We start from the raw sequence: 12,584 nt of genomic DNA, 5'->3' as shown, positions 1-12,584 counted from the left end.
GGGTTTCAGTGAGAAAGGTCAATATTACGATGCGGGACGGTCACAGTATCGCAATGAACAAAGCGGAGATGAGGGAGATAGAGTGAGCATTTTTGATGAGTCGAGTTGAAATTCTCCCGTTTATTTCCCGTCTTAGTGGAACACCGCGACTGATGGCCGATTTGGCGCATCTGCATAATGGCAAGCATTTTTACTTGAAAATCACCAAAGCGATTTGATTTTTACGGGCGATTTTCTCTTTACTGTGGTTTTGAAACCGTAACCGTTGACTTTGCCACGATCGATCGCCCGACATGCATGCACGTTTAGGCACGGCAAGAGCGAAAACAGAAACATAAAATACAACAACATCGGCGTCGGTCACGCCACAAGGAGATCCCCGCCTGGGACGAGATGCCCGATGCGCTCAAGCCGGTGTTGCGCCGGCAGATGGAGGTCTATGCCGGCTTCCTTGAATACCCGGATCACCACATCGGCCGGCTTCTGGACTCGCTCGAGCGCCTGAACATCCTCGACGATACCCTTGTCCATTACATCATCGGCGATAACGGCGCCTCCGCGGAAGGGACGCTGAACGGCACGTACAACGAGATGCTGAACTTCAATGGGATGGGGGCGCTCGAAACCCCTGAATTCCTCATGAACCGCATCGACAAGTTCGGCGGTACCGACGCCTACAACCACTACGCCGTCGGCTGGGCGCACGCGATGAACACGCCTTATCAGTGGACCAAGCAAGTCGCCTCCCGCTGGGGCGGAACGCGCAACGGCGCCATCATCCACTGGCCGAAAGGCATCGAAGCGCAGGGCGAGATCCGCTCGCAATTCCACCATGTCATCGACATCGCCCCAACCATCCTTGAAGCGGCGGGGCTGCCCGAGCCACTCTCAGTGAACGGCGTGCAGCAGAAGCCCATCAAGGGCGTCAGCATGCTGTACGCCTTCGACGACTCCAAGGCGGCGGAACGGCACCATGACGTTGGCGATGGTCTTCTTCTGTGACGATGGATGCGATGTCGGCGAGGACAACGGCGCCCCCGTCTCGCCCGACTATGGCCCGCATGGCAATGCATTCACCGGCCGCGTCAAGGGCGTGCAGATCGCGATCACCGATGCCGCAGAGGCTGCGGACCACAAGGTGTCACCGGAGGAAGCCATTCGCATCGCCATGGCACGGCAGGAGGCTCGACGCGTTAGCATCAAACCGTGGTCGCGGGTCAGGCTGCAGCGATGAGCATCTGATCGGCGAGTTTGCGGATGGTCGCGATGGCGGGTTCGGCCTGATCTGGTTCGATCGCGGCAAAACTCAACCTCACATAGGGCGCGGGTGGTTCGGCGGGGAACCAGTGCTTACCGCTGCTTGCCAAAATATTTTGGGCGGCAGCCAAGCGGGTGAGTTCGTCCTCGTCTACGCCATCCTGCAGCCTGACCCAGAGATGCAGCCCGCCTGGTAAGGCTTCCGGCAGGGCGTCTGGACCGAAATGTCGGAGCACCGCACTGGCGAGGGCGTTGCGCCGGTCTTTGAGTGCGGAGCGCAGGGTTTTTAAGTGTTTCGGCCAGGTGGTGGCGGTAACCAACTGCAGGGCGGTTTCCTGCAACAGGCCCGGGACGAAAAAATCATCGCTCAACCGGGCTTGGCGCAGCCGCTCAAAGGCCGGGCCTCGGGCGCAGATCGCGCCGATCCGCAAAGACGGGGCGGCACATTTGGTCAGCGAGCGCACGTAAATGACATGACCGTTGCGGTCCCTTGTGGCGAGGGGCGGCAGCGGGGCGGCACTGTCGATATGAAAATCATGCGCCCAGTCATCCTCGATCAGAAAAGCGCCGTAGCGCCGGGTGATGGCCAACACCTCGTCACGGCGATCATCGGCCAGCACGGCGCCGCTGGGATTGGCGTGATTGGGTTGGCAATAGAATAATTTGGCACCACTACGGCGAAACGCATCTTCCAGAATATCTGGCCGCACGCCCCGCTCATCCACCGGCACCGGTACGATCTGCAGCCCGGCGACTTCGGCGGCGGCCATGCCGCCCGTATAGGTCGGACTTTCAAACAAGACCGGCTCCCCCGGGGCGGCCAGAGCGCGGAAGGCGGTGGCGATCGCGGCCTGGGTGCCGGGGCAAATGATCACATCCTGCGCCTGGAAGGCGCCAAAAACTTCCTGGGCAAACCAGTTGCGCAAGGCGGCCAAACCGTCCGCAGGCATCGGCTCCCAGATTCCAGGTCTTCGCAAGGCCCGCGCACCAGCCGCAGCCAGCAAAGTGCCGGCCTGCAATGCCGGGGGCAAATAGCCTTTATTGAGCGGTACCGCGCCGGCAGGGGCTGGCGCCATCAGCCCGGCGAGGCCACGAAGCGAAAACCGTGCTGGACCAAGGGCGGCAGTCTGCCACGAAAAATCAGCCCTGGCGGTGGCGGCTTCCTGGGGCTGGGGAGCCACGAAGGTGCCGTGACCGGGCCGCGTTTCGATCACGCCCTCTCGGGTAAGCCGATCCAACGCCAACTGCACTGTAACGGGACTGACGCCGAGGTCGCGCATCAGTGCCCGCACCGAGGGAAGCCGCATCCCGACGGCCGCGCTGGCCGCCAAAGCGCGGATATGTTGCGTAACGCGAAGCTCGCTGCTATCTATTTTCATGAGAATACACAGTAACGCTACTCTGTATCGCGCGATAACGCAACCTTGGTCATGGCCGTGTCTGGCGATTGCCATATGGCGCTCACGCCGCGCGATGGCAGGGTTGGACCGCGCGATGTTGGCAGATCTCGGCATTTGTGCCAGCGCGGCCGAGTACGAAGCATCGCGGCCGTTTTGGGACATGCCTCGGGCGGTCCAAACCGATGCCGCGCCATCCGCTGCAACCCGCCATGTGAAGGTGGAGCTGAAAGCTAACTCGCGCGCTTTAAAAAAGCATCAGCATGACCTTCAACGTTAGCGAGCCCAGAAACTCATGACGGGACCGCTTCTTGCTTCCTTATGTGCCTTCTCGATCGTCACGTCCGTGACACCAGGCCCGAACAACCTGATGCTGCTCGCCTCCGGCGTCAGTTTTGGCTTTCGTCGCAGCCTGCCGCACACGATTGGCATCTCGCTCGGTTTCTTCGTTCTGCTCCTCGCGACCGGCTTCGGGCTGGGCGCGCTGCTGACAGCCTATCCGATGGCTCAACACGGGCTCGGCATTTTCGGAGAGATCTACCTCATCTATCTCGCCTACCGCATTGCCACGAGAGGCTCGGTTTCTGGCGCGCACGCCCCTGACAAGAAACCAATGACCTTGTTCCAAGCAGCCATGTTCCAGTGGATCAATCCGAAAGCCTGGTTTATGGCGCTAACTGGCATGGCCCTTTACGCTGACGCGCAAAAGCCCTTTGTTTCGATCGCCATTGTCGCCCTTGTATTCGCGTTGCTCAATTGGCCCTGCGTCTTGCTATGGGCGGCACTAGGTGTGTCCTTACGCAATTTTTTCGATGATCCTCGCCACCTGCGATGGTTCAATCGGCTCATGGCAGTCCTTCTTATCGGGTCACTGCTTGTGCAAAACTCTTAATTCTTAGAATTGCCGGTCCTGCTCAATGACGGCTTTCGGGCCGGTCAGCAGGTCTGGTAAACGGCAATGTTTAGCGCATCCTGCCGAACCTACCGCGTTCGTGGAGAACGTCTGGTTCTCTCCAGTGCAGACGCTCGCCTAAAGGCGGCCAACGGCGGGGTCTGGCCGCGAGCTGTCGCCTGAAGCTGCTTAACCAAATGGCAACTTTCCACGCTCTCTGTCGAAAACCAGCCGTTCCGCTCTGCGCCCATCTCTGTCGCCGGCAGGCAAATGGACGACATCGACTCCCGAGCATTTGCCAATGACCCGGATGTTGTGCTGCACTCGATTCCGAAACAATCGACCAGGGAGTAAATCATGCACCGGATTGCTGCCGTTATGTCATTCGCCACCATCGCCATCTGGGCCGCATCTGTACCGGCTGCGAAGGCGGACACAAAAGTGTTTCCAGTGTTTTTCCAACCTTGGTCCGCCGCCATTAGCAAGACGGCGTCTCAGACGATCGCCGCGGCGGCCCGGGCGGCATTAGCCGATCCTTCAACGCCGGTGATCGTAACCGGCGCCGCCGATACCGTGGGCAGCTCGCTTGCGAACAGATACATGTCGGAAACCCGGGCTCAGGTTGTATCGGATGCTTTGGCGGCCGATGGGGTCGTGGCGTCACGGATTGAGGTCAAGGCGATTGGCGCAACCAGCGCACCGGATGCGCGGCCAGGCTCGTATGCGCAATTCAGCCGGCGGACGCTGATCCAGGTCAGTGATTAAGGCAGTGGATCTGTTGTAAATTTTCAGCTGGCTGCTGTCCGGTATATGACACCCCATGAAAGATCTTCTCTCCGGCCGATTCAGGCGCCTCCGCAGACCTAGGAAGATGCCACGGGCATAAACAGCGAGGACTGCGGCGGGCGGCGTTAAGTCTCAGCCACCCAGCAGCACCATGCCGAAACAGGCCAGCGCCAAAGCTGGGCCGAAGGGGATCATGGTCTGCCCGCCCTGGCCGCGCCGCAACGCCAGGGGCAGCGCCATCGCCAGCCCCAGCAGCCCAGCCGCCAGCACGATCATTGGAACGGCCGCCAATCCCGTCCAGGCCTCGGCGGCAGACAGCGTTTTCAGGAAGGCAACGAGATCACTCACCTCCGCATCGGTGAGGGCGGGTTTGTCACCCAGGTGGCGGTCCAGCGACGGATCGGTATTGTCGATATTGGCCCAATATTTCTTCGGCAGATCGTTGAATTTTTCCACCTTGCCGTACGGCCCGGTGGGATAGATCTAGCCCAGCTCGACATCGCGCAGATTATAGAACTCCACCACATCGCGCAAATTATGGTCGACACCGTTATGGCAGAACACCATCCGCGTGGCCGCGTTGCACAGCGTGGGGGTCAGGAACATGCCGCAATATTGCGCTTGAGTCTGCAAATCCGTGCGATACGGACCGCATATGCCTAGATCGCAATAATGCGGGTCCTGGTTGGCCGGAACGTCCGGATTACGCGGCACGCCCAACGCCTCATACTGAGTGTCGGTGAATTGCGGCGGGCGATGATCAGGCGTCGGCTGGTCAAGATGGCAGGCCCGCAATCGCCCTTGGCGGGATCATTGAACAGGATATAACCGCGCATCTCGGTCGCGCTCAAGCGTGCCCTGCCCTCCAGCCAATAATCGTACTTGCTGGTGTAAGCATGGAAGTCCTAATCCTCGATCTGGTAACGCGCCACGGCGATGGACGGATCGCTGAAAAGAGCATCGCCGAAAAGCTGCTTCAGAGTGCCGACATAAGGGGCGGCCTGCAGCTTGGCGGCAATGACCTGCACGCCGCCGCCATCCATCTCAAAGGGGCTGGTCAGCGGGAACATCGCCTGCTGCTGCAGCGTGTCAGCGCGGCCGTCCCAGAACAACCCGCCGGCGGGCACATGTTAGCGGAACTCTGTGCCGTGCTGAGCGCCGTTTTCACGGTGCGGGCCGCACCTTGCGCGGCCTGGGCCAGCTGCGGCAACGCCGGCATCACCTCACTGTCGCCGGCCGGGTCCGGGCCGATACAGAAATTCGCCTGGAAACTCAGATAGGCCAGGCTCGGCACCGCGCGCACGCCGGGGCTGTGCATGTCGGGGCCGCCATAAACGACGGCACTGCCGGTCGGCGGGCCGTAATGGTCGGCGGGCTCATGGCAGGACGCGCAAGCCAGCTTGCCGGAACCCGACAGGCTGGTGTCGAAGAAAATCTGTTGGCCGACTTCGGCGACCGCCGAAAACTGCGCCGGCGGCACCGGGCGGACAAGCTGAACAGGAGCCGGATTTTCGCCCTGGGCGAGCTGGAAACTCGCCACGGGGTTGGAGACCCAGTCCGCCAGGGGAATGGGGCTTTGCAGAACCCACCCCCCGGCGGCACAGACGCCAAGCGTCACGATAAGAACAAGGCTGGTCAGAATACGCATGGCGTCTGCAGCTTTTTTTCAGTCTGGATCAGAATTTAGAAGAAATGATGCGGATCCGGCCGGTCGATCTCGCCGGTGGTCGGATCCAGGATCACGCCCGAAGCGTCGGCGTGAAAGAAGTTGAACATGTCCATGATCGAGCCGGTCGTGGCGTCAAAGGAGCCGCCGTCGATGCGCTGGCCGTGCAGCCAGTTATTCTCGATGAACCGCACCACGGAAGCCTGGTTGATCAGGGTGTGAGAGACAAAGTCCTGATTGGCGAACGGCGAGATCGCCATGAAGGGCGTACGCGTGCCGGGACCGCAGAGGCCATGCACCGGCTTGCCGTCCAGGCCATCCGGCTCGGTGCCGGTGCCGCAGACTTTGGCGCCGTCCAGCGCATCCAGCGCGCCGTAGGAAGAGGCGGTGGGCTTCACAAACGCATGGTCGTACCAGCCGTCGGAGTCATCGTAGGTGATGATGATGGCGGTGGAGGGAGAAGCCGATATCGTTGATGGCCGCCGGGCGGGCATGCGTGTAGTTGGCGGTGGAGGCGTAGTACTGGAACCAGTTATGGTGCGGGACATAGTCCGCAACCGTCTCGTTCACGGTGGTAGAGACTGTGGAACGCCCGCAACCGGTCGTGCCGTCGGCATTGGCCAAGCCCAGATCGAAGCCGCCCATGAAGCCGCCCCAGGTGATATCCGCGGCATTCAGCAGATCGCCGATATTCTGCCCGCTCATTTTCACAGTGGTGCTGGTGCTGGAGCAGGAATCGTAGGCCGGGTCGACGTCGCCATCCTGCGTGTAGCCACCCTGACCATCAGGCATCTCAGAGGAGGAGGTTCCCAGCACCGGGACAGCGCCGTTGGTCTGACCGGAGACAACCCCCAACGCGCCCGGGGTGGAGGGGCCGTAGGTGTCCGTCCAGTCATTGTCGCTCATCGCGTAATTCTGGGCATAGTTCCACATCGCGGTAACGGTGTTGCCGTCGTAATAGCCCATCACCTGACCGGTGGTGCCGAAAGCGCCCACGCCGCCGGCAGAAGCAGTACCGGTGTATTTGGAAAACAGGCCCATCTTGCCGGCGTCATAGGCCTCCGGCTCGTTCTGATAGGCGTGGTTCTGGTCAGACGTGGCCGCCTGGGAGCGATCCAGACAGAACGGGTTGGCAGCACCCGCACCATTGGCGGCGTTGGTGTCGTTCGGGTTGTTGGTCAGCAGGTGGTTGTTCGACAGATTGTCCAGCGCGCTCTCGCGGATGTCACCGCCCAGGATGAGCGGGCGGAAGGACGCGGCCTGGTTCGCGCGGGTGAGGCGGGGGGCGATCTGGCCGGGACACTGGAACGGCTGGCCGAGCAGCTGGAACGAAGCCGCAGCCTTATCGCCGCCGTGCAGACGGCCATGGTCTATCCCGCCATTTTGCTGCTCGCCGCCATCGGCGCCATCGTGCTGCTGCTCACCCAGGTGCTGCCGCAATTCGTGCCGCTTTTTGCCGAGAACGGGCCGCGCCGGGTTGGAATTTTCTCCGCCGGGGACGGCGTTTTCCGATCTCGCCGAGCTCCAGGACGTGCTCGGCATGACGCCCGGGCTGTTGCACGCCATGCTGCCTTATATGAGCCTGTACCAGACCGATGACCCGGACCCTGCCCTCTCCAGCCCGCTGGTGTGCCGGGCGCTGGAACTGGTGAATGCCCCCGGCGCGCTGCATGACGGCTACCAGGGCAGCTTTCCCACCGCGGAGATCGAGGCGGAGGCGGCCGGGCCCGGGCGGGCGATGATCCGCCGGCATGGCGTGTTCAGCCTGGCCGGCACGGACAGCCCACACCCTTACAGCGTGATGCAGTTCGGCGGCGGTTAGAGCGGGAAGAAAAGTAAGGAAGTGGCCGCTTTTTGGAAAAAGCGGCGCAAAAACTTTTGGCGATGCTGGGTCACGGCGGTGTCGGCGACAACGCCTCAGGCCCAGATTAACAAAGTTTTTTTGCTACTTTTTGTTCACAAAAAGTAGCCTTCCTTGTCTTGCTTTATTGGTTGCAGATCAGCCCCGAATCGCCCTTGAGGTAAGGGCGAAATGAAGCCAGACGCGGCGCGCCCGTCGGATCTTGCAGTTGCCCTCGAATAGGCAACATCGGAGGCTTGCCACCAACGGGCCCCAAAAAAGCAGCGCCTTACCGCGCCGCTTTTATCGTCTCGGCCGTTACGGCGGGGGCCGCGTTACCCCAGCTATTGCGAATATAGGTAAGCACATCGGCGATCTGTTCGTCGCTCAGCTGCCCGCCAAAGGCTGGCATCGCAACGGCTGCGGCCGATGCGGTGCCGACACTCTGCGCTCCGTGCAAGACAACCTGCATCAATGTCACAGGATTATCCGCTTCCACCACGGGACTTGCCTTCAATGACGGAAACAGATTGGGCGCGCCCGTGCCTTCCTGCGTATGGCAGGCGGAACATTCATTGGCGTAAATGCGCGCGCCAAATACCATCTGCGGATTCGTCTTCGCGATCGGCTCGCGCGCGACAGCGCCATCGCCTTTTAACGATTTAAGAAAAGCACCGATCGCCCCGGCATCTGCCGCCGATAGCTTTGATGTCGTATTGGTTATGACATCGCCCATCGGGCCGGAAGCCTCGGCAAAGGCGTTATGCCCGGTTAGGAGATAAGTCGCGATATCGTCAACGGACCATGAGCCAATTCCGTCATGCACATTATTGAGCAAGGGTGGTGCATTCCAGGCTCCCAGAACATTCCCTGAAAACGGCGCCGCATTCGGTGCCGTGTGGCAAGCCGCGCACCCATTCGCGTCGACAAGTTTCTTGCCATCCGCAATCATCTGCTGGTCGGTCGGAGACGCGGTGGTTTGTGCCGCAGCACCTTTCAGAAAAACACCCATGTATATGGACGCCGAAATAATCGTTACGCCGGCCAGGCTTCGGGATAAGGTACGACGCATGGGCAATCCTCCTAAACCGGAACCAAAGGACCAGGGTTTTTCAAATACTGATTTTTAACCGCTTCGACCGAAAAATACGTCAGCGCGCCGACTGTCCCCGTCGGGTTCATGCCGGCATTTTGCGGAAACAGTCCACTGCCGTACACAAACACGTTCGAAACATCCCAGCTCTGTCCATATTTATTCACAACACTGGTTTCTCGGCTGTCTCCCATAACGGCGCCACCCGTGGTGTGCGTGGTCTGGTACGGCACCACCGTGTAAGGCCCTGTGCGCGGCGAAGCCTGGATGCGGGCTCCGCCCATCGCCTTGCCGACCTTGGCCAGCTTATCCGTGACAAAAGCTGACATTTTTAGTTCGTTTTCATGCCAATCAAACGTCAGCCGCAAGAGCGGGCTGCCATAAGGATCTTTATAGGTCGGGTCGAGATCCAGATAAGCATCTTTATACGGGTAAACGCTGCCCTGCGTCCCAAGCGCATAAATCGTCTGGTAGTTTTCTTTCGTTGCTTTCTTCCAGCCGCTGCCCCATTTTGGATCGTCAGAGAAGCCGTTAATCTGCTGGATCGGACGGCCGCCGCTTTGTGTGGCCTGCAGAACCGCACCGCCGATGAAGCCCAGCCCGGTATGATCGAAATTATCTCCATTGAAATCGTTCAGCGCCATGCCGCCGACGCCATTCGCTATAAATGGATTCAATATCCTGTTGTCCAGCTTCACCTGGACACCCGATGTACACTGATACGCAAAATTGCGTCCGACAACGCCTTTGCCGCTCACCGGGTCGTATGGCTCGCCGATCCCGGAAAGCAACATAAGATGAACGACGTTGAACGAGAAAGAACACACCAGCACGAGATTCGCCGGCTGTTCGAACTGGTTTCCCTTGCCATCCACATAGGTGACACCGGTCGCTTTTTTGCCCGTGCTGTCGAGATTGATCTTCGTGACATTGCAAAGCGTGCGCAACTCGAAATTTTTGCGCGGCATTAATGCCGGCAACACGCAAGTCTGGGGGCTGGACTTGGCATAATTCCCGCAACCGTACCGTTCACAGAAGCCACAGAAACTGCACTGGCCCAAGGTAACACCGAGAGGGTTGGTATAGGCGCGCGACATGTTTGCTGAGGGCACTGGGAACGGGTGGAAGCCTAGCTCTTTGGCCCCTTTCGTAAACAAGGTTGGTCCCAGGGGCATCTGATCCGGTGGATTCGGATATTCCGACATACGCGGACCCTCGAAAGGGTCTCCGCCCGGTTGGATTTTTCCGTTGAGATTACCTGCCGTGCCACAGATGCCAAGAAGTTTTTCGAACTTATCAAAATGCGGTTCAAGATCGGCATAAGACACTGGATAATCCTGCAAGGTCATGCCTTCCGGGATCACGGATTTTCCGTACCGCGCGACATTATGTGAATAGGCTTTGTAATCGGATTCAGAAAATCGATAGGTATACCCATTCCAGTGCACGCCTGCGCCGCCCACCCCATTGCCCGGTAAAAACGACCCGAATTGCCGGATCGGCAACGCCGTCTGGCTCATTTTATTTCTCAACGTCAGCGTGCTTTGCTCCGGGCGCTGGAACAAATCCAACCGGACGCCATAGCGCAATTCATCCGGCGCGGTGGAGGGCGGAAAATCCGTCGACGTGTCGCGCCACGCGCCACGCTCGATCGCCACGACATCCAACCCTGCGCCTGTCAGTTCATACGCAAGAATCGACCCCGTCCAGCCGAGGCCAATGATCACGACATCCTTGCCCGGAAGTTTCTGTGCCATAGTTTCCTCTAACTTTGTAAGTTACGCCGGACGTGTCCAGTTCGGATGGTCCGCCAAGCCAACGGGCGGATAAGGATAGGGCTGGTCGTGCTTGTCGATCCAATTCCGGTAGTCGTAGCGCGCACCGGGGAAGCCGATCATCTTCCAGCCCACCATATCGCGATTCCCGCCATAGATCGGGTCCGCGAAAAAACCTTCCTTGGTGTTCTGCCAAAGAAGCAGGAAAAACGCCTTGCTGTTCACACCGCCCTGGAATTGCAGAGTGCCGGCCTCCATCCTGGAGATAAGCTTGTCCTGCTCGCTGGCCGGAATATCGGCAAACGCTTTGTTAAGGTAAGCCGAATGACAATACTGGTCGAGCGCTGCAAGGCTTTTGCGATAACGCTCCGCTGGTGTGAGCGGGCTTTGCGGCCCCTGGCCAGGCAAACCGTCCGCAAAAGGCGGCTGCATATAAAGGCCCGCATCCTTGCCAAAATCCCCCGCGAGCTGTGCATCGATATAAACGGCGATGCCCGCATCCTTGCCACCAGGGGAAAGCTCGTCGGCCGGGATAAGCCGGTCAACCAAGGCTTCGACAGCAGCCGCTTCTTCGGGCGTGAAATATATCCACGCCCCAGGCTTCACCTGTGGAGGAAGATTATTCCTGTTTGCCTGCCATGGTAGGAAGCCGCTATAGGTGTCAGCCGACGCCCGCACGGCGATCAACGAGGCGAAAGAGGCTGTGGATATAAGAAGGTGACGCCGACCGATAGGTTTTCCGACCATTCGTGACCCCCGACATTTTATGCACGCGGAATCTTTGCGCCTCTTGAACCGGCAGAGTCAAGCGCGTATCTGCACCTCGAAACGACATCACATTCCGCAGCATGCAAGGTTCTACCGCCAACCGTTGCTTATCGCTCACCTGGAATTTGTGCGAAACGACACCGACGAACACGCGGGGATCAAAATCAGGGCCCATCATTACACCCATATTTTTCGTATTTATATGCCGATATTGCCTATGTGGTAATATGGAAAGACAGCAGCTTCACGTAAACACCTCTCCAAAGGATGTTCTCGATCCAAGAAGTTCACACCCATTTCCCGCCAAGGTGGTAGCAGCGCTTAAGGAAATCCGGCGGTTGGAGCGCACTGGGGTGCTCATAAGATGGAAGACGCTCTAACGGGCAGATTTAAATCACCTTCTGGTTTACACGCGCAACGACAACAAAAAAGGGAGCGACGGTAGCGTTATGATGAACGACATCAACGATGTGGTCATTCTCGCGGCCCGTTTTTTTCTCGCGACACTGTTTCTGATCTTCGGCTGGAGAAAGCTGAGGGACTATTCGGGCACGGTAAGTCAGATGGTGCAGGATGGCGTTCCGATGCCGGTACTTGCTACTGTTGCAGCGATCTTCATGGAGCTTCCGGTGGCGTTCGCGGTCGCTGTTGGCGCGTTCACACGTCCTTTGGCTGTACTCCTGGTTTTATACACGCTGGGAACTTCGCTTATTGAGCATCGCTATTGGACAGTGACAGGCGCGGATCAACTCGACAGCATGGAGGGCTTTTACAAAAACCTCAGCATCATGGGAGGCTTCTTGTTGTTGTACATTACTGGTGCGGGAAAATATTCGATCGATGCATTGTTCAGAATCGCCGCGCCATGACCCGTGCGGGGCAATCGAAGGAGACATCGAATGAGATGGACCATGATGGATTTACTGTTCGTTGGTGTCGGGTGGACCGACCTCGCGATCACCCTGAACCGAGAGCTGGCCCCCGTAGTGAGGACCACTTCCGACTGGGATTAAGGTGGGGTCGGTGCCGTTCCATCTTTCATAAAAATTAAGCTGCTTGCTGCTGTTGTGGCTGTGGGTATGTGGGCAACGCGTTAGCGTTGTCCAAGCG

General features: G+C 59.0%; 17 protein-coding genes and 1 pseudogene. 7 read left to right on the top strand and 11 right to left on the bottom strand.

Going from position 1 to position 12,584, the window contains the following annotated elements; all coding sequences use genetic code 11:
- Positions 1-190: 190 nt before the first annotated feature.
- A complete protein-coding gene (locus VGG47_RS07425) occupies positions 191-364 on the bottom strand; it encodes a hypothetical protein (RefSeq protein ID WP_331537024.1) in 174 nt (57 codons plus the stop codon).
- Here VGG47_RS07425 and VGG47_RS07420 point away from each other — a divergent pair.
- Entirely contained in the window at positions 340-1,002 is a 663-nt protein-coding gene (locus VGG47_RS07420; RefSeq protein WP_331537099.1) for a sulfatase-like hydrolase/transferase, read from the top strand. The two genes, VGG47_RS07425 and VGG47_RS07420, sit on opposite strands and share 25 nt — an antisense overlap.
- Positions 986-1,234 (top strand): hypothetical protein, encoded by a 249-nt coding sequence (locus VGG47_RS07415; protein ID WP_331537022.1) that lies wholly within the window; start codon positions 986-988, stop codon positions 1,232-1,234. The genes VGG47_RS07420 and VGG47_RS07415 overlap by 17 nt, the downstream gene beginning before the upstream one ends.
- Here VGG47_RS07415 and VGG47_RS07410 read toward each other — a convergent pair.
- Complete coding sequence (locus VGG47_RS07410) at positions 1,218-2,636, bottom strand: PLP-dependent aminotransferase family protein (protein ID WP_331537019.1); 1,419 nt, start codon at positions 2,634-2,636, stop codon at positions 1,218-1,220. The two genes, VGG47_RS07415 and VGG47_RS07410, sit on opposite strands and share 17 nt — an antisense overlap.
- Positions 2,637-2,949: 313 nt before the next feature.
- Here VGG47_RS07410 and VGG47_RS07405 point away from each other — a divergent pair, with 313 nt between their 5' ends.
- Both VGG47_RS07405 and VGG47_RS07400 read left to right on the top strand, forming a co-directional pair.
- Positions 2,950-3,546, top strand: a complete 597-nt coding sequence (locus VGG47_RS07405) for a LysE family translocator (RefSeq protein WP_331537017.1) — start codon at positions 2,950-2,952, stop codon at positions 3,544-3,546.
- A 357-nt stretch (positions 3,547-3,903) separates the two neighbouring features.
- Positions 3,904-4,311, top strand: a complete 408-nt coding sequence (locus VGG47_RS07400; RefSeq protein ID WP_331537015.1) for an OmpA family protein — start codon at positions 3,904-3,906, stop codon at positions 4,309-4,311.
- A gap of 153 nt (positions 4,312-4,464) precedes the next feature.
- On the opposite strand, the gene VGG47_RS07395 is transcribed toward VGG47_RS07400, so the two are convergent.
- The 6 genes from VGG47_RS07395 to VGG47_RS07370 all read right to left on the bottom strand — a co-directional run bounded on the left by VGG47_RS07395 (position 4,465) and on the right by VGG47_RS07370 (position 7,117).
- A complete protein-coding gene (locus tag VGG47_RS07395) occupies positions 4,465-4,788 on the bottom strand; it encodes a hypothetical protein (RefSeq protein WP_331537013.1) in 324 nt (107 codons plus the stop codon).
- A gap of 27 nt (positions 4,789-4,815) precedes the next feature.
- Complete coding sequence (locus VGG47_RS07390) at positions 4,816-5,046, bottom strand: hypothetical protein (RefSeq protein WP_331537011.1); 231 nt, start codon at positions 5,044-5,046, stop codon at positions 4,816-4,818.
- A 191-nt stretch (positions 5,047-5,237) separates the two neighbouring features.
- The gene (locus tag VGG47_RS07385; RefSeq protein ID WP_331537009.1) at positions 5,238-5,402 is read right to left on the bottom strand and encodes a hypothetical protein; all 165 of its coding nucleotides are present in this window, start codon (positions 5,400-5,402) and stop codon (positions 5,238-5,240) included.
- Positions 5,390-5,980 (bottom strand): cytochrome c peroxidase, encoded by a 591-nt coding sequence (locus VGG47_RS07380; protein WP_331537007.1) that lies wholly within the window; start codon positions 5,978-5,980, stop codon positions 5,390-5,392. Before VGG47_RS07380 ends, VGG47_RS07385 begins: the two co-directional genes overlap by 13 nt.
- Positions 5,981-6,015: 35 nt before the next feature.
- Entirely contained in the window at positions 6,016-6,492 is a 477-nt protein-coding gene (locus VGG47_RS07375; RefSeq protein ID WP_331537006.1) for an alkaline phosphatase family protein, read from the bottom strand.
- On the bottom strand, positions 6,425-7,117 hold the full coding sequence (locus tag VGG47_RS07370; RefSeq protein WP_331537097.1) for an alkaline phosphatase family protein: 693 nt from the start codon (positions 7,115-7,117) through the stop codon (positions 6,425-6,427). The genes VGG47_RS07375 and VGG47_RS07370 overlap by 68 nt, the downstream gene beginning before the upstream one ends.
- Between VGG47_RS07370 and VGG47_RS07365 the strand changes: the two are divergent.
- A pseudogene (locus tag VGG47_RS07365) lies at positions 7,079-7,375 on the top strand (type II secretion system F family protein); the annotation flags it as partial. The gene VGG47_RS07370 and the pseudogene VGG47_RS07365 sit on opposite strands and share 39 nt — an antisense overlap.
- 100 nt (positions 7,376-7,475) lie before the next feature.
- The gene (locus VGG47_RS07360) at positions 7,476-7,820 is read left to right on the top strand and encodes a hypothetical protein (RefSeq protein WP_331537004.1); all 345 of its coding nucleotides are present in this window, start codon (positions 7,476-7,478) and stop codon (positions 7,818-7,820) included.
- A gap of 307 nt (positions 7,821-8,127) precedes the next feature.
- On the opposite strand, the gene VGG47_RS07355 is transcribed toward VGG47_RS07360, so the two are convergent.
- The 3 genes from VGG47_RS07355 to VGG47_RS07345 are packed head-to-tail and all read right to left on the bottom strand — an operon-like array spanning position 8,128 to position 11,453.
- Positions 8,128-8,910 carry a c-type cytochrome gene (locus tag VGG47_RS07355; RefSeq protein ID WP_331537002.1) on the bottom strand — a complete coding sequence of 261 codons (783 nt, stop codon included), beginning with the start codon at positions 8,908-8,910 and terminating at the stop codon, positions 8,128-8,130.
- Positions 8,911-8,921: 11 nt separating this feature from the next.
- A complete protein-coding gene (locus tag VGG47_RS07350) occupies positions 8,922-10,688 on the bottom strand; it encodes a GMC family oxidoreductase (RefSeq protein ID WP_331537000.1) in 1,767 nt (588 codons plus the stop codon).
- Positions 10,689-10,709: 21 nt separating this feature from the next.
- Entirely contained in the window at positions 10,710-11,453 is a 744-nt protein-coding gene (locus VGG47_RS07345) for a gluconate 2-dehydrogenase subunit 3 family protein (protein ID WP_331536998.1), read from the bottom strand.
- A gap of 470 nt (positions 11,454-11,923) precedes the next feature.
- Here VGG47_RS07345 and VGG47_RS07340 point away from each other — a divergent pair, with 470 nt between their 5' ends.
- The gene (locus VGG47_RS07340; protein WP_331536996.1) at positions 11,924-12,343 is read left to right on the top strand and encodes a DoxX family protein; all 420 of its coding nucleotides are present in this window, start codon (positions 11,924-11,926) and stop codon (positions 12,341-12,343) included.
- The last annotated feature ends 241 nt before the right edge of the window (positions 12,344-12,584 follow it).

Source organism: Acidocella sp., assembly GCF_036489515.1.
In the GTDB taxonomy this organism is placed as follows: Bacteria; Pseudomonadota; Alphaproteobacteria; order Acetobacterales; family Acetobacteraceae; genus Acidocella.
The sequence above is the reverse complement of the archived record's forward strand: the minus strand, read 5'-3'. Positions and strand labels throughout refer to the sequence as shown.

Bases quoted from the DNA above. Each gene is read 5' to 3' on its own strand.
- VGG47_RS07355 (WP_331537002.1), bottom strand. From the start codon at position 8,910: ATGCGTCGTACCTTATCCCGAAGCCTGGCCGGCGTAACGATTATTTCG.
- VGG47_RS07385 (WP_331537009.1), bottom strand. From the start codon at position 5,402: ATGTTCCCGCTGACCAGCCCCTTTGAGATGGATGGCGGCGGCGTGCAG.
- VGG47_RS07410 (WP_331537019.1), bottom strand. From the start codon at position 2,636: ATGAAAATAGATAGCAGCGAGCTTCGCGTTACGCAACATATCCGCGCT.
- VGG47_RS07380 (WP_331537007.1), bottom strand. From the start codon at position 5,980: ATGCGTATTCTGACCAGCCTTGTTCTTATCGTGACGCTTGGCGTCTGT.
- VGG47_RS07400 (WP_331537015.1), top strand. From the start codon at position 3,904: ATGCACCGGATTGCTGCCGTTATGTCATTCGCCACCATCGCCATCTGG.
- VGG47_RS07345 (WP_331536998.1), bottom strand. From the start codon at position 11,453: ATGGTCGGAAAACCTATCGGTCGGCGTCACCTTCTTATATCCACAGCC.
- VGG47_RS07350 (WP_331537000.1), bottom strand. From the start codon at position 10,688: ATGGCACAGAAACTTCCGGGCAAGGATGTCGTGATCATTGGCCTCGGC.
- VGG47_RS07375 (WP_331537006.1), bottom strand. From the start codon at position 6,492: ATGCCCGCCCGGCGGCCATCAACGATATCGGCTTCTCCCTCCACCGCC.
- VGG47_RS07340 (WP_331536996.1), top strand. From the start codon at position 11,924: ATGATGAACGACATCAACGATGTGGTCATTCTCGCGGCCCGTTTTTTT.
- VGG47_RS07405 (WP_331537017.1), top strand. From the start codon at position 2,950: ATGACGGGACCGCTTCTTGCTTCCTTATGTGCCTTCTCGATCGTCACG.
- VGG47_RS07415 (WP_331537022.1), top strand. From the start codon at position 986: ATGGTCTTCTTCTGTGACGATGGATGCGATGTCGGCGAGGACAACGGC.